The organism is Rhabdobacter roseus, assembly GCF_014202275.1.
Lineage (GTDB): Bacteria > Bacteroidota > Bacteroidia > Cytophagales > Spirosomataceae > Rhabdobacter > Rhabdobacter roseus.
In genome coordinates, this window is the sequence record NZ_JACHGF010000009.1 from 207,510 (window position 1) to 230,334 (window position 22,825).

General features: G+C 53.9%; 13 protein-coding genes. 11 read left to right on the plus strand and 2 right to left on the minus strand.

Features of this window, described 5'->3' with window-relative positions; translation table 11 throughout:
- The first annotated feature begins 2 nt into the window (after window positions 1–2).
- A complete protein-coding gene (locus HNQ92_RS22400) occupies window positions 3–2,729 on the plus strand; it encodes an alpha-L-rhamnosidase (protein ID WP_184177526.1) in 2,727 nt (908 codons plus the stop codon).
- 60 nt (window positions 2,730–2,789) lie between these two features.
- On the opposite strand, the gene HNQ92_RS22405 is transcribed toward HNQ92_RS22400, so the two are convergent.
- Together HNQ92_RS22405 and HNQ92_RS22410 are read right to left on the minus strand one after the other, a co-directional pair.
- The gene (locus tag HNQ92_RS22405) at window positions 2,790–3,344 is read right to left on the minus strand and encodes an NADPH-dependent FMN reductase (protein WP_184177529.1); all 555 of its coding nucleotides are present in this window, start codon (window positions 3,342–3,344) and stop codon (window positions 2,790–2,792) included.
- A gap of 19 nt (window positions 3,345–3,363) precedes the next feature.
- Window positions 3,364–5,019, minus strand: a complete 1,656-nt coding sequence (locus HNQ92_RS22410) for a M28 family metallopeptidase (protein WP_184177531.1) — start codon at window positions 5,017–5,019, stop codon at window positions 3,364–3,366.
- Window positions 5,020–5,381: 362 nt separating this feature from the next.
- Here HNQ92_RS22410 and HNQ92_RS22415 point away from each other — a divergent pair, with 362 nt between their 5' ends.
- The 10 genes from HNQ92_RS22415 (at window position 5,382) to HNQ92_RS22460 (ending at window position 22,820) form a co-directional block, all read left to right on the plus strand.
- A complete protein-coding gene (locus HNQ92_RS22415; RefSeq protein WP_184177533.1) occupies window positions 5,382–5,981 on the plus strand; it encodes an RNA polymerase sigma factor in 600 nt (199 codons plus the stop codon).
- A gap of 213 nt (window positions 5,982–6,194) precedes the next feature.
- Window positions 6,195–7,184 (plus strand): FecR family protein, encoded by a 990-nt coding sequence (locus HNQ92_RS22420; protein WP_184177535.1) that lies wholly within the window; start codon window positions 6,195–6,197, stop codon window positions 7,182–7,184.
- A 235-nt stretch (window positions 7,185–7,419) separates the two neighbouring features.
- Window positions 7,420–10,803, plus strand: a complete 3,384-nt coding sequence (locus HNQ92_RS22425) for a SusC/RagA family TonB-linked outer membrane protein (protein WP_246440674.1) — start codon at window positions 7,420–7,422, stop codon at window positions 10,801–10,803.
- Between the two features lie 31 nt (window positions 10,804–10,834).
- Complete coding sequence (locus HNQ92_RS22430) at window positions 10,835–12,673, plus strand: RagB/SusD family nutrient uptake outer membrane protein (RefSeq protein ID WP_184177537.1); 1,839 nt, start codon at window positions 10,835–10,837, stop codon at window positions 12,671–12,673.
- Window positions 12,674–12,983: 310 nt separating this feature from the next.
- Window positions 12,984–14,225: an MFS transporter gene (locus tag HNQ92_RS22435; RefSeq protein ID WP_184177539.1), complete on the plus strand. Its 1,242-nt coding sequence runs from the start codon at window positions 12,984–12,986 to the stop codon at window positions 14,223–14,225.
- Window positions 14,226–14,572: 347 nt separating this feature from the next.
- Complete coding sequence (locus tag HNQ92_RS22440; protein WP_184177541.1) at window positions 14,573–15,523, plus strand: RraA family protein; 951 nt, start codon at window positions 14,573–14,575, stop codon at window positions 15,521–15,523.
- Window positions 15,524–15,555: 32 nt separating this feature from the next.
- Window positions 15,556–16,839 carry a mandelate racemase/muconate lactonizing enzyme family protein gene (locus HNQ92_RS22445; RefSeq protein ID WP_184177543.1) on the plus strand — a complete coding sequence of 428 codons (1,284 nt, stop codon included), beginning with the start codon at window positions 15,556–15,558 and terminating at the stop codon, window positions 16,837–16,839.
- Window positions 16,840–17,472: 633 nt separating this feature from the next.
- Window positions 17,473–18,072 carry an RNA polymerase sigma factor gene (locus HNQ92_RS22450; protein WP_184177545.1) on the plus strand — a complete coding sequence of 200 codons (600 nt, stop codon included), beginning with the start codon at window positions 17,473–17,475 and terminating at the stop codon, window positions 18,070–18,072.
- Window positions 18,073–18,174: 102 nt separating this feature from the next.
- Window positions 18,175–19,287: a FecR family protein gene (locus tag HNQ92_RS22455; RefSeq protein WP_184177547.1), complete on the plus strand. Its 1,113-nt coding sequence runs from the start codon at window positions 18,175–18,177 to the stop codon at window positions 19,285–19,287.
- Between the two features lie 233 nt (window positions 19,288–19,520).
- Entirely contained in the window at window positions 19,521–22,820 is a 3,300-nt protein-coding gene (locus tag HNQ92_RS22460; protein WP_184177550.1) for a TonB-dependent receptor, read from the plus strand.
- The last annotated feature ends 5 nt before the right edge of the window (window positions 22,821–22,825 follow it).

Genomic DNA, 22,825 nt, shown 5'->3' on the forward strand with positions numbered 1-22,825 from the left:
CCATGATTTTTCGCTCGTCAATTTCTTTTTGCCAAGTACCCCTACTCACGCTGTGCCTCCTGCTCGGCTCCCAGTATCCAACCCAAGCCGCCGCACCGCCCTGCCTGCCCGTGGGCCTGCGCTGCGAGTACCTACCCAATCCGCTCGGCATCGACGCGTCCCGGCCGCGCCTGAGCTGGTACCTGCAGGACACCCGGCCCGGCGCCCGGCAGCGCGCCTACCAGATCCGGGTCGGGACGGACTCGCTGGCGGTAGGCCGGGGCCAGGGTACCTCCTGGCAAAGTACCCAAACGAAGACAGACCAAAGCCTGGTCACCTACCAGGGCAAAGCTCTGGAGCCCTTCACGAGGTACTTTTGGTCCGTTACGGTGTGGGATAAAGACAACAAACCCGCCACCTCGGCCGTAGCCAGCTTCGAAACGGGCCTGATGGACGCCAAAAACTGGCAAGGTACCTGGATCAGTGACGGCAACGACGTGGCCCTCAAGCCTGCACCCTATTTTCGTAAAGTTTTTACGGCCGCTAAAAAAATAAAATCGGCCCGCGCCTACGTAGCCGTGGCCGGGCTGTACGAGCTTTACCTCAACGGACAGAAGATCGGCAACCACCGCCTCGACCCTACCTACACGCGCTTCGACCGCCGCACGCTTTACCTCACCCACGACGTAACGGCCCAGCTGCAAGCGGGTCAAAACGCCATCGGGGTACTTTTAGGCAACGGCTGGTACAACCACCAATCCACGGCCGTATGGTACTTCGACAAAGCCCCCTGGCGCGCCCGCCCTACCTTTTGCCTGGACCTGCGCATTACCTACGAGGACGGCTCGGTAGAGACCATCGGCTCGAACCGGAGCTGGAAAACGGCGCTGAGTCCGGTGATTTTCAACAGCATCTACACCGCCGAGCACTACGACGCCCGCCTGGAGCAACCGGGTTGGAACACGCCCGATTTTGACGATACGAAGTGGAAAAACACCACCCACCGCTCGGCCCCGTCGCAGCAGATCGTGAGCCAAACGCTGCATCCTATACGCAACGTGGAGGCAATCCCGGCCCAAAGCGTAAAAAAGCTCAACGACACCACCTATGTCTTCGACCTGGGACGGAATATAGCCGGGATCAGTCAGATCAGCGTCCAGGGCCCGGCCGGAACGACCCTGCGCCTGAAGCACGGCGAACGCCTCTATGACAACGGCCGGGTGGACCTCTCCAACATCGACGTGCACTACCGCCCCACCGACGACGCGGACCCTTTCCAGACCGATATTTTTATCCTGGCCGGTAAGGGCGAAGAACGTTTTATGCCCCGCTTCAACTACAAAGGATTTCAGTATGTGGAAGTGACCAGCAGCCAGCCGCTCTCCCTGACGCAGGAGAGCCTAAAGGGGTACTTCATGCACAGCGACGTGCCACCAGTGGGGCGGGTGCGGTCGTCTAATCCTACGTTGGACAAAATCTGGTGGGCTACCAACAACGCCTACCTCTCCAACCTCTTTGGGTACCCTACCGACTGCCCCCAGCGCGAAAAAAACGGCTGGACCGGCGACGCCCACATTGCCATCGAAACCGGCCTATACAATTTTGACGGCATCACGGTGTACGAAAAATGGATGGCCGACCACCGCGACGAGCAGCAGCCCAACGGGGTACTTCCGGCCATTATTCCTACCAGCGGCTGGGGCTACCACTGGGCCAACGGCCCCGACTGGACCAGCACCATTGCGCTCATTCCCTGGAATATCTACCTCTTTTACGGCGATACGCAGATCCTGCGCGACAACTACGACAACATCAAGCGCTACGTGGATTACATCCACCAGCAGAGTCCCGGCGGGCTCACCGCCTGGGGCCTGGGCGACTGGGTACCGGTGAAGTCGAAGTCGCCCGTGGAGCTGACTTCTTCGGCCTACTACTTCGTTGATGCCCGCATTTTGGCCCAAGCCGCCAAGCTGCTGGATAAACCCGCTGACCACCAAAAGTACACCGCCCTGGCCGAGCAGATCAAAAGCGCCATCAACGCCAAGTACCTCGATACCAGCACCGGGCTCTACGGCAGCGGCCTCCAAACCGAGCTGAGCGTACCCCTGCATTGGGGCCTCGTACCGGACGAACACCAAGCGGCCGTAGCCCAAAACCTGGCCCGGCGCGTGGCCGCCGATGGATACCACCTGGACGTGGGCCTGCTGGGTACCAAAGCCCTCCTGAACGCCCTGAGCGAAAACGGCCACGCGGAGACGGCTTACCAACTCGCCGCCCAGGAAACTTTTCCCTCCTGGGGCTGGTGGATCGTCAACGGCGCCACGACCCTCTACGAAAACTGGCCCATCGACGCCAAGTCGGACATTTCGATGAACCACATCATGTTTGGGGAAATCGGGGCCTGGTTCTACAAAGCCCTGGGCGGCATCAAGCCTGATCCCGAGCAGCCCGGCTTTAAAAACATCCTGCTGGAGCCCCACTTTGTCAAAGGGCTCAACCACTTTGAGGCGTCCTACCTCAGCCCGCGGGGGGAGGTACTTTCAGCCTGGCAACGAACCGAACTTGGCATCACCTACAGGGTGGTGGTACCGCCCAACGCCACCGCCACGCTGACGCTACCGGCGGCCGAAGGAAGCACCATGTACCTGAACGAGAAGCTGGTCAAACCGTCACCAACCAGTCCAAAAAACGCAAAACCCGTTCACCGCCTCACGGCAGGCACCTACCGCTTCGAGTTGCCGGGGCTCTGAGGCAAAGCGCGGGAGGTACTTCCCGGGGAAGCGTCGGCTTCACAGGCAGAAGAGACCACCCTACTCTATCTTGTGATCGTTGATTGTTTGGACAAACCTCGCCAGCAGTTCCTCTACCGCGCTAAGGGTACCTTCGTCCGTGATTGTATGGTCTGCACTTATTTTTGTTTTAGCGTGCTGAATAACCAATTGCAGATTTTCGATATTTTTAGCTTCCAGGGCTTTCAGCGTTTCCATCAATGCCCGGTGCCCGTAGGTACCATCCGTTGAGGCGGTAATGAGCATGGTCGGTTTATGGGGGAATTCAGCCGTAGAAACGGTCCAGTCAATCGCGTTTTTCAAGGAACCGGGTACTCCGCGGGCGTATTCAGGCGTACAGATGAGTAGGCCGTTGGCCGTGCGGAGTAGCTGCCGGAACTCCGCTACGGAAGCATCTACCTTTTCGCCGTCGTGGTCCGGGTTAAATGACGGAAGGCTCCCGATGCCCTCATACACGATCATATCCAGGCGGTCAGCCGCCAAATCGGCCAAGGCTTTGATCAGGCTGTGATTTACGGAATTTTGCCGGGTACTTCCCGCAATGGCTACTACCCTGGGCTTGCGTTGAGGTATCATAGGAGGTGGATGGCTATACTTACCGCTGGGCTTCCCGGATGGCTTTAAACTCTGACCCTTCTTTCCACTGGGGCCACTTTTCTTCAAAGGCCAGGCGCTTGCCTACCCGGAAGAGAAGTTTCAGCTCGCTGATGGCTCCTTCCAGGGTCCAGGTGGCGGCGTCGTACTCGTCTGAGGGCTGGTGGTAGCTTTTTTCGGTGTACTCCTGCTTGAGTTTCTGGCCGTGCTCCTTCCCTTTCCCAACCACGTCGATGCCGGTTTCGAGGTAGAGGGCGGGGATACCCACTTTGGCAAAATTGAAATGGTCGGAGCGGTAGTAGTAGCCCGCTTCGGGGTGGGTTTCGGCGGAAATGTACCCTCCGTCGGCCGCGATGATTTCCTGGGTATAGGTTTCCAGCTCGGACTGCCCCTCGCCCACCAGTACCATATCCTTGGTCGGCTCAAAGCGGTTCAGTCCGTCCATGTTGATATTGGCCACGGTGTTCCTGACCGGGTAGATCGGGTTCTGCGCGTAGTAAGCCGACCCCCACAGTCCCTGCTCCTCGGCCGTTACCGCCAGAAACACGATGGTCCGTTCGGTCTGGATTTTCAGGCTTTTAAAGGCCCGGGCCAACTCCAGCAGCCCCGCCGTGCCGGTGGCGTTGTCGAGCGCGCCGTTATAGATCGAGTCGCCGGTGGCGTCGGGCGTACCGATGCCCAGGTGGTCCCAGTGGGCGGTATAGATAAGTACCTCGTCCGGGCGTTTGGAGCCGTTAATCTTGCCAATGACATTGTGGGTTTTGTTGTAGGTGGTCTTGACCGTCATGGTGGTGCTTAGCTTCACCCCCAGCGGTACCGCCCGAAAGCCACGCTGGTCGGCCTTCGTGAGCAGGTCGGTACTTTGCCCCGCCGATTCCAGCAGGCGCACCGCCACCGTTTCCGGCAACCAGCCGATCACGTCACAGTTCGGAAGGTTTTTGCCCCGGTTGTCCAGTTGCAGCCGGGACGTATTGAAATTATTCTGCTGAACCCCAAACGGGTAGCCCGCGGCCTCGGTCCGGTGAATAATGAGGCAGCCCTTGGCACCCTGCCGCGCGGCTTCTTCAAACTTGTAGGTCCAGCGGCCGTAGTAGGTCATTTCTTTGCCCTTGAAGAGCGTCGTATCCCCCGCCCAGAAACCGGGATCGTTGACCATCACCATCACCACCTTACCCTTGACGTCCCGGTCGGCGTAGTCGTTCCAGTTGTATTCGGGAGCTACTACCCCGTAGCCGGCAAAGACCAGTTCGGTATTATCCAGGCTGATGTTCGCTTCGGTACGGTCGGTCCAGATCACGTAGTCGTCGAAGGCCTTCAGGGTACTTGTACCCTTGGGCGAAAGTACTTGCATGCTGGGCGCGGCCGTGGCTTCGATGTTTACCATAGGTACTTCCTGCAGGTAGCTCTGGCCGTTGCCGGGTTCCAGGCCCACGGCCTTGAACTGCTTTTGGAGGTACTCAATGGTTTTCGTTTCGCCTTCGGTGAAGGGCTTCCGCCCCAGAAATTCGTCCGAGGCTAGGACCGCCACGTGTTGTTTGAGGCTATCGGCGCTGAAGGTCGCCAATCCGTCTTCGTGGTCGGAGGTACTTTGGTCGGTCTCGCAGGCGGCGAGCAGCACCAGGGAAAAGAGCGGTAAAATTTTAAAAAAGGAGTTCATGCGTATGCTAGAAAAGTAGGGCGAGGTTGGTGAAGCCTTATTCGTGGTTTGCTGCTGAAATATATCAAAAAAATGGGACATAGTACTTTGAACCAAGACGGAGCGGGCTTGAAGTTGAAAAAAAGGCGTAAAGCACAGGCAAGTACCCCGAAATAATTCCGGCTGATCGGCGCTGTTGCGTATGGCTGGTTTACTTATTTTCCAAAATGCTTAAACCAACTTGTTACGGAGAAGTTAGTTTGGGATAGATAGGGTACTTTACTCGCTTCGAAGGTCCATGAGAGGTACGCTATGTATCTATTTCAGGCTTAATCAGTTTCTTTTTCTTGTACTCATCAAATATATTATGAAGATTTGTAAAGATGGCAGCTGATCAGCCCCTACATGATGAAGAGTACGTGCTCTGGCAACGCTTCAAAAGCGGTGATCAAGAGGCCTTTGCGCTGCTATATGAGCAGTACGTCGGGATACTGTACAACTACGGCTACCACATCACCCCCCATACTGCACTGGTGCAAGACGCCATTCAGGATTTGTTTACGGATTTGTGGCGAACCCGGCAAAACTTGTCGGACACGACTTCTGTGAAGTACTATCTTTTTCGGTCGCTCCGCCGGAAGATTCATCGCTTATCTGAAACGTATCAAACCCTGCAATCCATTCCGGAATCCGACAATCTACCGGACATTCCCCATATCCTTTCGCAAGAAGCCCTACGGATTGAAAAAGATACTCAGGAGGAGTTGATCCGCCAGCTGCAGCAAGCCCTTACTAACCTACCGGAGCGCCAGCAAGAAGCCATCCGGCTGCGCTTTTTCGATGGGTTCGAGCTTCGGGAGGTAGCTTCAATCATGCAAATGAATGAGCAGTCGGTACGGAATTTAATCCAGCGCTCCATCAAAAAGTTGCGCCAAGCCTTTGAGCTTCTCCCAGTTCTGATGTTTTGTCATCAATTCATCTAAAAAAATCCAGCAAAAAGTGAGTTAAATACACAAAAAATCTCTTTGGTACTTTCGAAGGATTAGATATATAGTACTTTACCTTCCTGATATATGAATTATTCCTCTTTTAAATCTGAAGATTTTTTAATGGATCCTGCTTTCGTCCAGTGGATTAAACAGGATAAATACAATGATTTTTGGGAAAATTATCAAAAAAAGCATCCTCACCAAGCGTTGGAAATTCAGCGGGCCCGTTTAATTATACAGGCGGCGGCTACGCTGCCCGTGGCACCATTGAGTGATGATTCGCGCATAGGAATGTGGCAAAATGTGCAACAGAAAGTAGTGAGTAATACCGCATATGAAGCAGAAGTACCTACAAGACACACCCCCTTTCGTTCGTGGGTGTGGTGGGCGGCAGCCTCTATTGTGCTGGTAAGCGGCTGGCTGGGCTGGCAAGCGCTTCGCCCCCCACAAGCGGTAAGTACAGCGTACGAGCAACTCATGGACCAGACTACCGCCGAAAATCAGAAGCTGATACAGCATACCAATGCCTCCAACCGGCCCATGCTCATCAGTTTACCCGATGGTAGTTCGGCTTTATTACAAAAAGACAGCCGGATAAGCTATTCAGCACAGGAGTATGGGACCTCTAAACGAGAGGTACTTCTGTCGGGAGAAGCTTTCTTTGAAGTAGTAAAAGATCCCCAAGTACCTTTTTATGTATTTGCTAATGAGCTTGTTACCAAGGTATTAGGCACCAGCTTTACGGTTCAAGCCTACGAAGCCGACCGGGAAGTAAATGTATTTGTAAAAACGGGTAAGGTTTCTGTCTACACCAACAAAGAGTTCGAAACCCGGGCCAAGCCCGGAAAACCGGAAAAGGAAGCGGTGGTACTTTCACCTAATCAACTGATCACGCTGCACCGGGAAAGCCTTCGGCTGTCGCGGATTGCTATGGAGTCATCCAAGTTGCGTGTGCCCCAAACGCAAACCTCGTTTGAGTTTGACGATACACCCGTTACCCAGATTTTCAAGCTCCTGGAAGAAACGTACGGCATAAGCATTGTGTACGATCAGCAACGGCTATCGGCATGCAAAATTACGGCCTCCCTTACGGACGAACCCTTACCAGAAAAAATCCGGCTGCTTTGCCAGGGACTCGGGGCCAGCTACACCATTTCCGACAAATCAATCCACATCTATTCCAACGGTTGTAATTAATCAATTTCCTAACCTTTACTTATCCTTTAACAACTATGCATTAAAAAGACACTTTACACTTACTTCTTACGAAAAAAGGTCAGCCGTGCGGCTACACGACTGACCTCTAACCATCTCTCCCTCACAAGTTGGCGCTTAAAAAGGGAGGGCCTTGCCGAACTGTTTCTCGTTTCAACAAAACTCTTTCAAATGTATGGAAAATCGTTTACGATTTCGTGGGAAAGCCCTAAAAATCATGCGCATTACTTTTACACAATTGCTACTGTCGATGCTGCTGGTCAGCGTGACTTACGCCCACGAAAGCAAAGCTCAGGAACTCCTCAAACGGCGCATTACCCTCACGATGGAAGATCAAACCATCAAAACGGTATTGTCAAGTATTGAGCAACTCGCTGAAGTAAAATTTCTTTACAGCTCTAACGTCGTCAATTCCGGCCGTAAGATATCCGTGTCGGCCACAAATGAGCCATTGGGATTAGTGCTTTCCAAGGTTCTACAACCCTTGCAGCTGGAATATCAAATTTCTGGTAAGCAGATTGTCATCAGTAAAAAGATTTCGTCCTTGTTTCACCGGGGCGGTGAGCGATTTCTTACTCAACTACCCCTTCCGGACATTACTGTGACGGGTAAGGTCACAGATGAGCGGGGCGAGATGCTTCCCGGCGTGAGCGTCCTGATCAAGGGCACAAATCGAGGTACGACCACCGACATTGATGGCAGCTACACCGTAGTAGTGCCAGATGCGAGGGCAGTGCTGGTGTTTAGCTTTGTGGGCTACCAGTCGATTGAGGAAGTAGTAGGCAACCGAACCACGTTGTCGGTAGCGCTTCAGAGCGATACCAAAGCGCTGGAAGAAGTAGTAGTGGTAGGCTATGGTACCATGAAAAAACGGGATATGACCGGCGCTGTATCACAGATCAACACCAATAAATTACAAAATGAGGCCCCTGCTCAGGTACAGGATTTGCTTAGAGGCAACGCGGCTGGCTTGAATGTGGGCTACTCTGCTTCGGCAAAAGGAGGAGGTTCGCTGCAAATTCGGGGACGGACCTCGTTCAATGCGGGTACCAGTCCGCTCATTGTACTGGATGGTGCCATTTACTACGGGCAGCTATCCGATATTAACCCAAACGACATTGAAACGGTTGATGTACTTAAAGATGCCAGTTCGGCGGCCGTGTTTGGAGCTAAGGCGGCCAGTGGAGTTATATTGGTAACGACCAAGAAAGGGAAAACCGGCAAGCCAAAGATCAATTACAGTACTACACTGGGGGTAGCCACGATGGCCGTAAACCAGCCGGTACATGACGCCGAAAGCTTCGTATCCTGGCGTTCAGATGTCTTTAAAAGCATTAATCCCAATGCCCAGGCCTACCGTTTCGACGATCCTCGTAACCTACCGTCCAACATCACTACGGATCAATGGCTGGCTTATGACGGCTCTTCCGGTGATCCGGTACGCGTGTGGTTGCGAAGGCTCAACATGCAACCCATGGAGATCGATAATTATATAGCGGGCCGTAGTGTAAACTGGTATGATCAGGTATTTCAAAACGGTTTTCGCCAGGATCACAACGTCAGTGTTTCGGGTAGAAATGATGGTGTTTCCTACTATTTAGGAGCAGGGTACCTCAATAACCAGGGCATTATTGTGGGCGATCAATTTTCCACGGTGCGTACCCGGGCCAACATTGAGGCCAACATTACGCGTTTTCTTTCTGTGGGAATGAATACTCTCTTTTCTGTTCGGGACGAAAGTGCTGTACCGCACAGTTGGGGACAAATCACCAGCCTGTCGCCCTGGGGAAACGAATTTGATCAAAACGGCATGATGCAGTTTCGTCCAAACCAGGAAGTGAGCGGAGGCGTAAACCCTGCCTACGATCCGAGCTTCATCGACCGATTGGACAAAACGACTACCCTCAACTCCACTATTTTTGGTAAAGTGACGCTCCCGCTCGGCATTACTTACCAGATCAATTTTACTCCTCAGTTTGAGTTTTACGAACGGTATAACCACGAAAGTGCCCGGCATATCGAATGGGCGGCTTTTGGTGGAAGGGCTTCCCGTCGACAACGTAAAACCTTCTACTGGCAGGTGGATAACATCGTCAAATGGAACAAAGAATTTACCGATCACCGGTTCGATGTTACGCTATTGGCCAACGCCGAGAAATTTCAGCGCTGGGATAACACCATGACGAACGAAAACTTCGATCCGAATGATCAGCTGGGCTATCATAACCTCAGTGCTGGTATCAATCCGATCTTGTCCGTCAACGACGAGTACAGTACCGGCGATGCGCTCATGTCACGCCTACTCTACACGTTTAAGGATCGGTACATGTTTACAGGTACTTTCCGGCGCGACGGTTATTCGGCCTTCGGACAGAGCAACCCCCGCGCCAATTTTGGCTCGATCGCGCTGGGTTGGGTATTCAGCGACGAGAATTTCATCATGACGAGCAACTGGTTTAGCTACGGAAAATTGCGGGCGTCGTGGGGTAGTAACGGAAACCGGGATATTGGTCGCTATGCCGCCATGGCCGACCTGACCACCGGCAAGTACCTTTATGTACGTCCGGATGGTACTTTGATACAGGCAAGCCAGCTATGGGTAAACCGGATGGCCAACCGGAGCCTTCGCTGGGAGCGTAATACCTCCCTGAACCTAGGTCTCGATTTTGGTCTATTTAACAACAAAATAGACGGGACGATTGAGGTATACCAAATGAACTCCACCGATTTGCTGGTTCAACGGAGTTTGCCCAACGTGATCGCTTTTGACTGGGTTATGGATAATCTGGGCGAAGTACAAAACAGAGGAGTGGAATTGACGCTGAATACCATCAACATGAATAGGGATAATTTCTCCTGGCGAACCAATTTCAACTTCCAGCTCAATCGGAATAAAATCGTACACGTGTACCGCAACTATGACGCCGACGGCAATGAACTGAGTGATATTTCCAACCGATGGTTCATTGGCAAGCCCATCGACGTAATCTGGGATTGGAAACCGCTCGGCGTTTGGCAGCTAGGACAGGAGGAGGAAGCACGGGTGTACGGACTTTCGCCTGGAGATTATCGCCTGGAAGATGTGAACGGAGATGGCCGTCTGGATCAAAACGACCGACAATTTCTGGGATTCAGTGAGCCTCGTTTCCGCTGGTCGATGCGAAATGAGTTTCAATTCTTCAAACACTTCGATGCTTCTTTCATGATGTACTCGCTCTTGGGGCATCAATCCAGCTTCAACTGGTTGAAAAGCCGAAATGGCTTCCCGGACCGGATGAATTCGTACCAATTCCCCTACTGGACTCCCGAAAACCCCTCGAACGAATGGGCCCGCATCAACTCTAACGAAGGAAGTACTACGGGTTTCAACCTATATCGCAAACGCTCCTTTGTCCGTCTGGATAACGTATCACTGGCCTATACTATCCCTAAGCCCGTGGTGAACAAATATAAAATCGAAAATCTACGTGTATACCTCAATGTGCGCAACGCCGCTATGTTTTCTCCTCAGTGGTCGCTATGGGACCCTGAGTGGGATCCTGAAGTAGGCGCTGGCCCGACACCTCGCTTTTTCACTTTTGGCGTCGATCTTACACTTTAATGGAGAGGTTCCACAAAAATATAGTAGCAATATGAAAAGATACGGAATTAACCTATCGTCATCTCTGATCTGCCTGGCCATGCTTGCCCTTAGCGGATGCAATGAGTCGTTTTTAAAACCCAAGCCACTTTCCTTTTACGAACCCGATGTAACCTTTCAGGCATCATCAAGCCTCTGGGCCACGCTAGTAGCCTGCGAACGCAACATGCGAATAGAAGTTACGGGCGACGGCGCTCCAATCATTACGGAATACATATTCTCCGAAGTGGGCGTTGAGGGTACCACTGACAAACCCGGTCCCGCTCAGGATATGAACCTGGTTATTCGGCCCGACGCCCAGCTCAACAGTGCAGATTACAACCGAATTGGTTGGTACTGGGCCGAAGGGTACCGGGGGATTCGGTATGCCAATGCAGCCATTGGCCGCATTGACATACCAACGGACTATTCTTCCGAAGCCGAGCGCAATCACCTGTTAGGGGCGGCTTACTTCCACCGGGCTTTGCGCTACTATCGGCTCACTCATCAATTTGGGGATGTACCGCTGGTATTGGTCGAGCACAGTTCTCCTAAGCTCGATTTTCAAACGACAAAGCGGGAGGTGATTCTACTCAAAATGAAGGAAGATCTGGAATATGCGCAGCAGTGGGTCCCTGATGCTGTCAATAAAGGCCAGGTAACCAAGGGAGCCGTCAGCCACCTGCTGACTAAAGTGAATCTGGCATTGGGCCTGTTTGATGATGCCATTGCCTCGGCCAGCAACGTGATCGACGGGGGCGTGTATCGCCTCATGACCAACCGGTTTGGCGTGGATGCCTCTAACCCGAACCGAAACGTGGTTTGGGACCTTCACCGACCTGAGAACAAATCACTGGCTATTAATACCGAAGCCCTACTACTCACCATCGACCGGCTCAATATCGACGGCAATACGGGGAACCCCGGCGGGCTTACCATCATGCGGCAGGCGCTGCCTTTTTGGGCCAATGCCGGCATTATCACTCCCAACGGTAACCGTGGCACCAACGACCAGCCTACGGTACCCATCAACCAGGTAACGGCTTACGGGCGGGGCATTGGTCGGCTAAGAGGCACCCCCTACCATACCCAGAAAATCTGGAAAGACGCCACTGACCTGCGTCACGCCCCCGGCAACTGGATGAACATGGAAGACCTGGTCTACAATGATCCTGCTTTGATCGGCAAAGATGACTTTTACGGCAAACCTCTCCAGTTTAGGAATAGCGCGGGCACGGTACTGGTAGCCGATACCATCCGCTGCTGGTTCGGGTGGCCGCACTATAAACTGTACGTGCCCGATCCTCTGCGCCCACAACCGCAGGGAGGCCATTCCGACTGGTACATTTTCCGCCTGGCCGAAACGCATTTGCTGCGAGCTGAAGCCTATTTCTGGAAAGGCCAGTTGCAGCAAGCGGCCGAAGACATCAACAAAGTACGAGTCAGGGCCAAGGCAACCCCGATCACCGCCAGCGAGGTAAACATAGGAACCATACTGGATGAAAGAGCCCGGGAGCTTTTCTACGAAGAACCCCGTAAAACGGAGTTGACCCGCATCGCCTACATTTTTGCACAAACCGGAAAAGTAGCCGAAAATGGCAAAACGTACTCTCTCGCTAATTTTTCGGACAACAACTACTTCTTTGATCGAATCATCGAAAAGAATGATTTCTATAACAAGGGAGTACGTACCAACTTTGGGGTAGAGTTTACGCTGAGCCCATTCCACGTGCTGTGGCCTATTCCGCAAAATGCCATAGACGCCAACGTCCAGGGACGGATTAATCAAAACAAAGGGTACTCCGGCTTTGAGCTCAACATTCCTCCCCTTACCGAAATCCCCCAAGAATAGCCCCTAGCATCCTATGCAACCAGCCAGCGGTCGGGGCCAGAGTATTCTGGTCCCGACCGCTTCGTATTAGGGCTACCAGGTACTTGCCTTTCAGTTACTCTCTTTATCCACTTTACTGCATGAGCACCCTGGAAGTACCTGGTCTGGTGAAAGAAAAGGCATGAGACCAGGTTCCGGCTTTTTATAAAATTTTGCGCCTGGGGTACTTTCCCAAATATCTCCGCAAAAAAACTAAGGGTAAAGTAGCCCGAAGCGTGTCTGCTATATATATTGCAGTATCCCTAACTACTTATCCTCTTTACCCAAGCTAATGAATACAATTCCGACGACCCGTTCCAATTTCTCCTACCTTTTCAGTGCGCCCGTTATTGTTGCCGCCCTTGGCTACTTTGTGGATATTTATGACCTTCTACTTTTCGGCATTGTTCGCATACCCAGCCTGGTGTCGCTGGGGCTGTCCGAGGAGGCCATCTCGGTGGTAGGGGCCAGTATCCTCAACTGGCAGATGACCGGCCTGCTGCTGGGCGGGATTTTGTGGGGGGTACTTGGCGACAAAAAAGGACGGCTCTCGGTACTCTTCGGCTCCATTGTTACGTATTCCTTAGCCAACATCGCCTGCGGTTTTGTACAAGACCCTACTACGTATAAGGTACTTCGCTTCATTGCAGGCGTGGGCTTGGCGGGTGAGCTGGGGGCGGGCATTACGCTGGTGTCCGAAATCCTTCCCAAGGAACTCCGGGCTATAGGTACTTCGCTGGTAGCCGGTATCGGTTTATTGGGGGCGGTCGTAGCCTACTTTACGGTCGAGTTTTTTGATTGGCGCTACGCCTACTTCATCGGCGGCGGGCTCGGAATCATGCTACTGCTGCTTCGGGTGGGTGTTTTTGAATCGGGTATTTTTGAAGACGTAAAACATCTCAAACACGTTCAGAAAGGGAATTTCTTTGCCCTCTTTACCAATCGGGACCGGCTCGTGCGGTACCTCCGCTGCATCGGCATTGGGCTACCTACCTGGTTTGTGATTGGGATACTCTCTACCTTCAGCAACGAATTTGGCCGGGCGCTGGGCATTACCGAAGCCGTCCGGCCCGGCCTTTCCATCATGTGGTGCTACGTGGGGCTGTCCATCGGGGATCTGTCGAGCGGGTTTCTGAGCCACTGGCTGGAGTCTCGCAAGAAAGCCGTTCTGTACCTCATGCTGTTTACGCTGCTGGTGAGCCTGGTGTACCTCTACGCGGGCATCGACTCGGCCGGGCACCTGTATTTCATCTCGGCCCTGCTAGGCTTTGGCATCGGATACTGGGCCATGTTCGTGACCATCGGGGCCGAGCAGTTTGGCACTAACCTCCGCGCTACCGCCGCCACCACCATCCCCAACATGGTGCGAGGTACGGTGGTGCTGATGACCACCCTCTACGGTACCTTCAAGGGGTCCTTCTCGGTGATTGATTCCGGCGCGCTGGTGGGCGTCATCTGCTTCGCCATTGGTATCTACTGCATCCTGACCATTGCCGAAACCCACGGCCGCGACCTCGACTTCCTCGAAGAATAAGAGGTACTTCGTATTTTTGAAAGTACCTTAGCTGAAAGCCCTTCCGGGTAGTTTGCAGAAAGACAAACTATCCGGAAGGGCTTCGCTTATTTCTAAGCTGGGTGAAGCCTACATCCTAGGGCTTAGAAACTCCCCACTGGGGCATCAAGAGGCCATCGCGGTGGTACTGCTGCAACCAGACCGTAGAGGTTCCAGCAGTACCACCGCGATGGGCAAATCGGGAAAGAGCAAGATTAGGTGTAAAACCGACTTCCAGGTACCCTTAATGGTCTCATTATACCATACATACGGATAAGTAGAATCCGGCGGAAGCCTGCCTTTACTGGAAAGTGAAAATAAAAAAGGCAATGAAAAGAAAAACCGGCATTCTGCTGACTTTCCTGGCTGTCCTTCTGGCAATGCGCGCCGTCGGTCAGCAGATTTCAAAAGCTGACCTGTTGCTCCTTACTTCCGAATGGAAGGGGGAACGCTTTGAAGACGGACGTCCCAAGGTACCTGATCAGTTGCTCGACCGGCTAAAACGGGTCACCCACGAAGAAGCGTGGGCCGTGATGAAAGGGAAAAATTACCGGTACCAGTATGCGGAAGGCTGGATGTGCATCAATCCCGACAGCGTACTGGTGGGCAGGGCCGTCACCGCTACCTTTTTCCCCGGAAGGCCGGACATCCACCGGATCATTGATAAAAAGGGGCATGAGCAGGATGGGCGCATAAAATCCCAGAATGCCTGGCCGCTGGAGCTGCTGGTAAAGCGTGATGTATATGTAGTGGATCAGTTTGGGATGCACGAAGACGGCCCTACGATCGGAGATAACCTGGGGAATTCGATTTACGCCAAAACCGGAAACGGCATTGTGTACGATGGGGCGATTCGGGACATCGCCGGCCTCAAGGAGATCGGCTCGTTTACTTCGTTTTTCAGATCCTATCATCCTTCCCATCACCTCAACAACCCCGAAGGTGTTTTGAACACCACGTTGGTGGGTATCAACCAGCCCACCCGCATCGGAAAAGTGACCGTCATGCCGGGAGATGCCGTCCTGGGACGCGACGGAGCCGTTTCATTTATCCCCCCGCATCTGCTGGAGCTGGTGGTGACCACCTCCGAAATCGTAAGACTACGCGATATGTTCGGGCATGAGCGGCTAAAACAACAGAAATATACCGCCGGTGAAATTGATAACCGCTGGTCCGATGCCATTGAGAAGGACTTTTCCCAATGGCTCAATCAGCACCTGGACGCGCTTCCCGTACCCAAAGAGGCCATCAAGAAGTACCTGGAAACACGCACGTGGTAAGGTATTCTATCAACCTATAACCCTGAAAAGTAATGCAGCCAAACCAATCCCGCCGATCGTTTATCCGAAAAAGCGCCCTGTTGGGGGCGATGGGTACCACTGCCGCGTCTTCCTTTGGAAGCGGCCTCATAACGGCCCTCGACCGTACCCCAATGGCCTCCAACCCATCCGAGCTCCGAATTACGGACATCAAATGCGGATTTATACGAAACGGACACAGCCTTTTTGTTAAAATATACACGAACCAGGACGTCTGGGGCTGCGGGGAAGGGGTCGATGCAACGCCCGGAACGTACCACCTAGTAAAAATGATGGGAGCGCGGATCAAGGGCAGGAGCCCGCTCAATGTGCACCGACTTTTCGAAGACCTGAGACGTGGCGGCTTTTTTGAAGGTGCCCAGTCGGGCATGTACGTCGCCGTTCTGACCGCTATCGAAACGGCCCTGTGGGACTTGACGGGGAAGGCGCTTGGACTACCCGTTTACCAACTTTTGGGAGGAAAATTCCGCGACAAAATCAGGGTTTATTGTGATACCGCGGCTTACCGTAGCGTCAACCCCACGCCCGATGATTTTGCCAAAAGCGCGCAGGATGCCGTTAAGATGGGCTTTACCGCCGTGAAATACGATATCGATCAGCGCAACGATCCCAATAAATACGACTTCTATAACTGGACAGCCAGCCCGGGTGAGCTGGAAAGAATGTACAACCAAGTGGCGGCCATCCGGAAGGCGGTAGGTCCTAAAATCGATATCTGCATCGATATGCACGGACGTTATGACCTCACTACCGGAAAAAGAGTAGCCAAACTCATGGAACCTCTGAACCTGATGTTTTTGGAAGAGCCCATTCCGGCCGAAAATGCCGACGCTTACCGACTGGTCACCGAATCGACCACCACGCCGATTTGCGCCGGAGAAAACCATTACCTGGCTCATGGCTTCCGGCCTCTGCTGGAAAAAGGCGGGGTAGATATCATTATGCCCGACCTTCAGAAAGCCGGCGGACTAGGCGAAGGCCAGCGGATCGCCAATCTTGCCAACCTGTATTATATTCCTTTTGCCCCCCACATGGTAGCTTCTTACCTCGGGGCGATGGCCTCGTGCCACGTCTGCGCATCGGTCCCCAACTTTCTTATCCTGGAATGGCAGATGTACTTTCATGAGGATCCCATGTTCAAGGAAATCGTCACCTTCGAAGGGGCAATGGTAGAGAAAGGCTTTATTACACTTTCCGAAAAACCAGGGATCGGGGTCGAAATCAACGAAGAAGGCATGCGGAAATACGCCACACCAGGCGTTCCTTTTTTTGAGTAAATGTGGTTCTCTTCCCTGTCTCTTTATTCGTACTTAAAATCGGTTTTTTCACTAGGGGATTATGCTAATCCTCACCTCCTTAATGCCTGGGTTTATTGAAGTAATAACCTATCGAATGGAGGAAATGGACTTTGAAGACAACGGCCCCCCATCGGATGTTATCGTTTGTTGGTTATTTTCTAGCGCCATAGGGGCCTTGCACACCTACTCTCCTCTAGGGCTTCAACAAAGTGATTGATTCTGGGGCGTGCTGGTGGGCGCCACCTGCTTTGCCATTGGTATCTACTGCATTCTGACCATCGCCGAAACCCACGGACGTGATCTGGATTTTCTGAAAGAGTAGGGGAAGTTTTAAAAGGCTCTCATAACCATCATGATCCTACAAACTACCTCCCCCGCCACGAATCGTTTTTGACCACGAAAGTCAAAAATACGTGGCGGGAGAGCTTTGCGTGTAAGCCTTCCTTTTGTAAACCAACTACCCCGGCCGGTCCCGCTTCTTCAACCTCCGCACTGGCTCCAAAGTACCTTCCTGCCAAAGGCCCCTCCCCAAAAAGTACCTTTAGGCAAGTACTCTCTCCCGTTGGGTAAAAACTTTCCTACATTTGCTTTGCTTAAGATAACTTCAAGCCAATGGCAGCAAGGCCCCTTTCGGATACCGACCAAACGCTATGGCATCGCCTCCGCCAGGGCGATGAAGGGGCTTTTACGGAGCTGGCCGAGCACCATTACCGCAAGCTGCTCAACTACGGGCGCAAATTTAGCGCCAATCAACCCCTGCTGGAAGACGCCCTCCAGGAGCTCCTCGTGAACCTCTGGCTCCGCCGGGAGCACCTGGGCGACCCGCCGTCGGTGCGCCTGTACTTACTTAAGGCGTACCGCCACCAGCTATTCAAGGCCATCAAGCAAGACCCCTTCCGCAGCTCCGACGACCTCTCGGCTTCCGACGAACCCCTCGAATTTTCCATCGAAGATACCTTCATCCGTAACGAGAAAAACCAGGACCTACAGGAGCGCCTCTACCACCTCATCAACGAGCTGCCGGAGCGGCAAAAGGAAATGATCTACCTGCGCTTCTACCAGGGGCTTTCGGTGGAGGAAATCGCACAGTTGCTCGACCTCAAGCCGCAGTCGGTGAGCAACGCCCTCCAGCGGGCCCTGGCCAACCTCCGCGACAAATGGCCGCACTCGTTGCTGGCGCTTCTCTTCCTGCTAGGGTGGAGCCTGGGGTAGTTTCTTTTACTTTTTTCAAAAAAAATTGTCTTTAAGTGAGTATCCGTACGGAGAAATGGGATAATACTAGCAGAAAGTATTTACAATTTGCTCTCCGGTGCTATGGACAAGGCTCACCTTGTAGAAGAACTTCTTGACAATCCGCGGTTTGTGGAATGGGTAACTAAAAAAAACCACCACGACGACGCCTACTGGGAAGCCTGGACCCGCCACGACCCCGCTCGCACCGAAGCGCTAGAGCGGGCCAGGTACCTGCTCCTGACGTTGCAGGGGGAACTCCCCATTCTGACCGACCAGCAAGTAAAGCAGCGCGTACAGGCCGCCCTGCGGCGCGCCCAGGCCCAAGAAACAAACCTCCGACCTATATCCACACCTACTCCCTCCCCCTTTTACCGCAGCCGCTGGCTAGCCGCCGCCAGCGTGGTAGTACTGCTCGGCTTGGGCTGGCTCATCTACCGGACCACCAACGCGTCAGACGCCCAGGTGCTTTACCAGGCCCAGACGCAGGAGGTAGTTCAGAAGGGCCTTCAGCTCGTAGAAGTAGTCAACGAAGGTACCTCGCCCAAGTCCGTGGCGCTGCCCGATGGTAGTTCCGCCCTGCTTTCACCCCGTAGCCGCCTGAGCTTTCCGCATGAATTTGAGCCCAACCAGCGGCAGGTTTTTCTGGAAGGAGAAGCGTTTTTTGAAGTTACCAAAAACGCGGATCGGCCCTTTCGGGTGCAAGCCAGTGAGCTTACGACGGAGGTACTTGGTACGAGTTTCACGGTGCGGGCCTACGCTAAAGACGCCGATTTTAAGGTGGTAGTCAAAACGGGGAAAGTATTTGTTTTTTCCCAATCAAAAACCACCGAAGTACCCACCAGCCGCGAAGTGGAAGGCCTGCTGCTTACGCCCAACCAGCAGGCACTCTTCGACCGCAGGCAGATCCGGCTGAGCCGGTCGCTGGTAGAAGAGCCAGAAGTAGTGGTGCCGCCTACGGTCAATCAAACGTTTACGTACCGGGGTACCCCCGTCAAAGAGGTGTTTGAGGCGCTGGAGAAAGCCTATGGCGTGGAGATTATCTACGACGAAGAAGTCCTGGCGGCCTGCACGATCACGGCGGAGCTGGGGGAAGAACCGCTCTTTAAAAAGCTGGACTGGATCTGTACCATTCTGGAGGCGACCTACCAGCTGCGGGACGGGAAGATCATCGTGGTGGGTAAGCCCTGTAACTAATCTTTTTCACCCTAAAACCAAGTACCTATGTAGCACAAGTACCCGTTTTTCTTTCAAACAAAAAAGTGAACGATGCGCCCACACCGTTCACTGATTCACTCCCAGCCAGGTAGTTTGGTCGACTCCTCCCCCGACGGGGAAGGCTGGGCTTTTTTTGCCGATTCCTTTCAAACCGTCAAACAAACAAATCTATGAAAAAAACACTATTGTCGCACGCTCTGGCAATAAAAATCATGAAAAACAGCCTAGTACAACTGATGATCATGGCCGTATTTGCCGGCTTAGGCTACGCCCACAACGGGCGCGCGCAGGAGCTGCTCAACCAGCGCGTCACGGTGCAGGTGCAGAACCAGAAAATAGAAATGGCGCTGGACCTGATTGCCAAACAAACGGGAACGCGCTTTATGTACAGCCCGGAGCTCATCAAGGCCCAACGGAAAATCAGCTACGAAGCCCAAAATAAAAAGCTGGAAACGGTACTTGATGAACTCCTCAAGCCCATCCAGATTGGCTACGAAGTATCAGGCTCGCAGATTCTGCTCAAACGCCTGGCCCCTCAGTCGTCGCTGCTCCGCCGGGTCGAAGATGAAATCCATAACCTCCACCTGGACCTGCGGGTATCGGGTACCGTTACCGACGAAACCGGCAATGGCCTACCGGGTGTGAGCGTGGTGCTGAAAGGTACCCAGCGCGGCACAACTACCAATCCGGAGGGGAAATTTCAATTAGAGGTGCCTGACAACAGCGCCGTGCTGGTGTTCAGCTTTGTGGGGTACATTACGCAGGAAATCACCGTGGGGGCACGAAGTAATTTATCCGTTTCGCTGGCCCCCGAAGACCAAACCCTGAATGAGGTCGTGGTGGTAGGCTATGGTATCCAGAAGAAAGTAAACCTCACGGGTTCCGTGGCGTCGGTGTCGTCGGATGAGCTCATCAAGCGTCCGGTGGGACAAACTACCGCCGCCCTGCAAGGCATGGTACCGGGGCTTACGATCACGCAGCGGTCGGGCCAGCCCGGAAAAGACGGCGGTAACATCCGGATCCGGGGCATAGGTACCCTCAGCGACGCCAATCCGCTGGTGATCCTGGACGGGGTAGAATCCAGCCTCAACAACATTGACCCCAACGAGATTGAAAGTATTTCGGTACTGAAAGACGCTGCTTCGGCGGCCATCTACGGCTCCCGGGCCGCCAACGGCGTGATCCTGATCACCACCAAGCGCGCCAACGACAAAGGATTTAGCCTGAATTACAATACGTACTTCGGGGTACAGTCGCCCACCAACATGCCCACCATCGTGGGGGCGCTTGACCACATGGAGATGATCAACGAAGCCTACACCAACGTGGGCCGCAGCCCGCTGTACACGCAGGCGTTCATCGACGAGTACCGCACCCAGGGCTCCACCAATCCCGACCGCTACCCCAACACCGACTGGCAGAAGCTCACGCTCCGCAACAACAGCCTCATGCAAAGCCACTATGTGGGGCTCAACGCCGGCAATGAACGCATCAAGGTACTGGGCTCGTTCAGCTACCTGAACCAGGACGGGATTATTCCGAACACGAACTTCAAGCGGTACAACGTCCGGATCAACTCCGACATCAAGCTGAACGAGAAATTCAGTACTTCGATGGACCTCTTTCTGCGCCGCACCGACCTCACGGAGCCTTCGGCGGGTACCGGCTACGTATTTCACTGGATGCGCCGCATCCCGGCTAACCAGGCGGGGGTACTTTCGACGGGGCAATACGGCGAAGGCTGGAACGGCGACCACCCCCTGGCCCGCGCCCAGGACGGCGGCCTGAACCTGGAGTCGGCCCTGAGTGCCATCATGAACTTGAACCTGCGGTACAGCCCTACCAAATGGCTCACCGCCAACCTGATCTACGCGCCTAAGTTCAACGAGCCGCACAACAAGTCGTTTTCCAACATTACCCGAACCTACCGCTGGGACGGCACCCCTAGCTTTGCCATTCCGGGCCGCAACTCACTCACCGAGCAGTTTACCCGCAGCTGGTACAACAACCTCCGCGCCACGGTTACCTTCGACAAACTGCTCGCCAACAGCCACCAGCTCACGGTGCTGGCGGGTTTTCAGCAGGAAGATCAGCGCGACAACTGGATCTCGGCCTACCGGGAGGTATTCATCCTGCCCGACTACCAGGAAATCAACTCCGGTAACCGCGAAAACGAGCGCACCGGCGGCTCGGCTTCGCACTGGGCCCTGCAGTCGTTCTTCGGGCGCTTGAACTACAACTACAAGGAAAAGTACCTCTTTGAAGCCAATGCCCGCTACGACGGCTCCTCCCGCTTTGCGCAGGGCAACAAGTACGCGCTCTTCCCGTCGGTATCGGCGGGCTGGCGTATTTCGCAGGAGTCGTTCATGAACAGCGTAGCCAACGTCGTGACCGACCTGAAGATCCGGGCCTCCTGGGGCCGCCTGGGCAACCAGAACATCGGACTTTATCCGTTCTCGGCCTTCATTGGCATTGGCAACAGCAACTACGTCTTCGGCGACCAGATCCAAACGGGCGCTTCGCTCAACGCCATGGCCAACCCCGAGATTCAGTGGGAAACCACGACCGTCTCCGACCTGGGACTGGACCTGAACCTGTGGTCGAAGCTGACGGTAACGGCCGACTACTACCACCGCAAAACGACGGGTATTCTGCTGCAGCTGGATATACCCACCATGCTGGGCCTGACGGCTCCCTACCAAAACGCCGGGGTGGTGGAAAACAAAGGCTGGGAGCTGGCCCTCAACTACCGCGACCGCGTGGGTGACCTCAGCTACGGCGTGACGGTCAACCTCTCCGACGTCAAGAACAAGGTACTTGACATGCGCGGCATCCAGCGCAGCGGCCGCCAGGTGAGCCGCGAGGGCCACGCCATCGACTCCTTCTTTGGCTACGAAGCCATCGGCCTTTTCCAAAGTGCCGACGAGGTCGCGTCCAGTCCGAAGCAGTTTGGTACCGTAGCGCCGGGCGACATCAAGTACCGCGACGTCAACGGTGATAACGTCATCAACAACCAGGATCAGGTGATCATTGGCAGCCCCATTCCGCGCTATACCTACAGTACCAACTTCGACCTGGGCTACAAGGGCTTTGATCTGTCGGTGTTCTTTCAGGGCGTAGGCAAGGCCGACGGCTTCCTGTTTGGGCAGGGCATCATGCCGTTTTACCTGGGTGGTACCGTGCAGGAGCAACACAAGGATCGTTGGACGCCCAATAACCCCGACGCCACCTTCCCGCGCTTTGCGTTCAATGAGATCAACAACGAGCAAAACTCCGACTTCTGGATGAAGAGCGCCGCCTACCTACGGCTCAAAAACGTACAGCTCAGCTATACCATACCGGGTACTTTACTAAAGAAGTACATCCAGCGCGCCCGGATCTATGTCAGCGGCCAGAACCTACTCACCTTCGATAACTTCTGGCAGGGCTACGACGTGGAAGCACCCGTGAGCGACGGCGGCTGGTACCCGCAAATGAAAGTGTACTCTCTTGGCTTAGATCTGAAATTCTGACCCTT

What these genes read in the sequence shown, in the direction of transcription:
- HNQ92_RS22400 (WP_184177526.1), top strand. Translation starts at nt 3, where the DNA reads ATGATTTTTCGCTCGTCAATTTCTTTTTGCCAAGTACCCCTACTCACG.
- HNQ92_RS22405 (WP_184177529.1), bottom strand. Translation starts at nt 3,344, where the DNA reads ATGATACCTCAACGCAAGCCCAGGGTAGTAGCCATTGCGGGAAGTACC.
- HNQ92_RS22410 (WP_184177531.1), bottom strand. Translation starts at nt 5,019, where the DNA reads ATGAACTCCTTTTTTAAAATTTTACCGCTCTTTTCCCTGGTGCTGCTC.
- HNQ92_RS22415 (WP_184177533.1), top strand. Translation starts at nt 5,382, where the DNA reads ATGGCAGCTGATCAGCCCCTACATGATGAAGAGTACGTGCTCTGGCAA.
- HNQ92_RS22425 (WP_246440674.1), top strand. Translation starts at nt 7,420, where the DNA reads ATGCGCATTACTTTTACACAATTGCTACTGTCGATGCTGCTGGTCAGC.
- HNQ92_RS22430 (WP_184177537.1), top strand. Translation starts at nt 10,835, where the DNA reads ATGAAAAGATACGGAATTAACCTATCGTCATCTCTGATCTGCCTGGCC.
- HNQ92_RS22435 (WP_184177539.1), top strand. Translation starts at nt 12,984, where the DNA reads ATGAATACAATTCCGACGACCCGTTCCAATTTCTCCTACCTTTTCAGT.
- HNQ92_RS22440 (WP_184177541.1), top strand. Translation starts at nt 14,573, where the DNA reads ATGAAAAGAAAAACCGGCATTCTGCTGACTTTCCTGGCTGTCCTTCTG.
- HNQ92_RS22445 (WP_184177543.1), top strand. Translation starts at nt 15,556, where the DNA reads ATGCAGCCAAACCAATCCCGCCGATCGTTTATCCGAAAAAGCGCCCTG.
- HNQ92_RS22450 (WP_184177545.1), top strand. Translation starts at nt 17,473, where the DNA reads ATGGCAGCAAGGCCCCTTTCGGATACCGACCAAACGCTATGGCATCGC.
- HNQ92_RS22455 (WP_184177547.1), top strand. Translation starts at nt 18,175, where the DNA reads ATGGACAAGGCTCACCTTGTAGAAGAACTTCTTGACAATCCGCGGTTT.
- HNQ92_RS22460 (WP_184177550.1), top strand. Translation starts at nt 19,521, where the DNA reads ATGAAAAACAGCCTAGTACAACTGATGATCATGGCCGTATTTGCCGGC.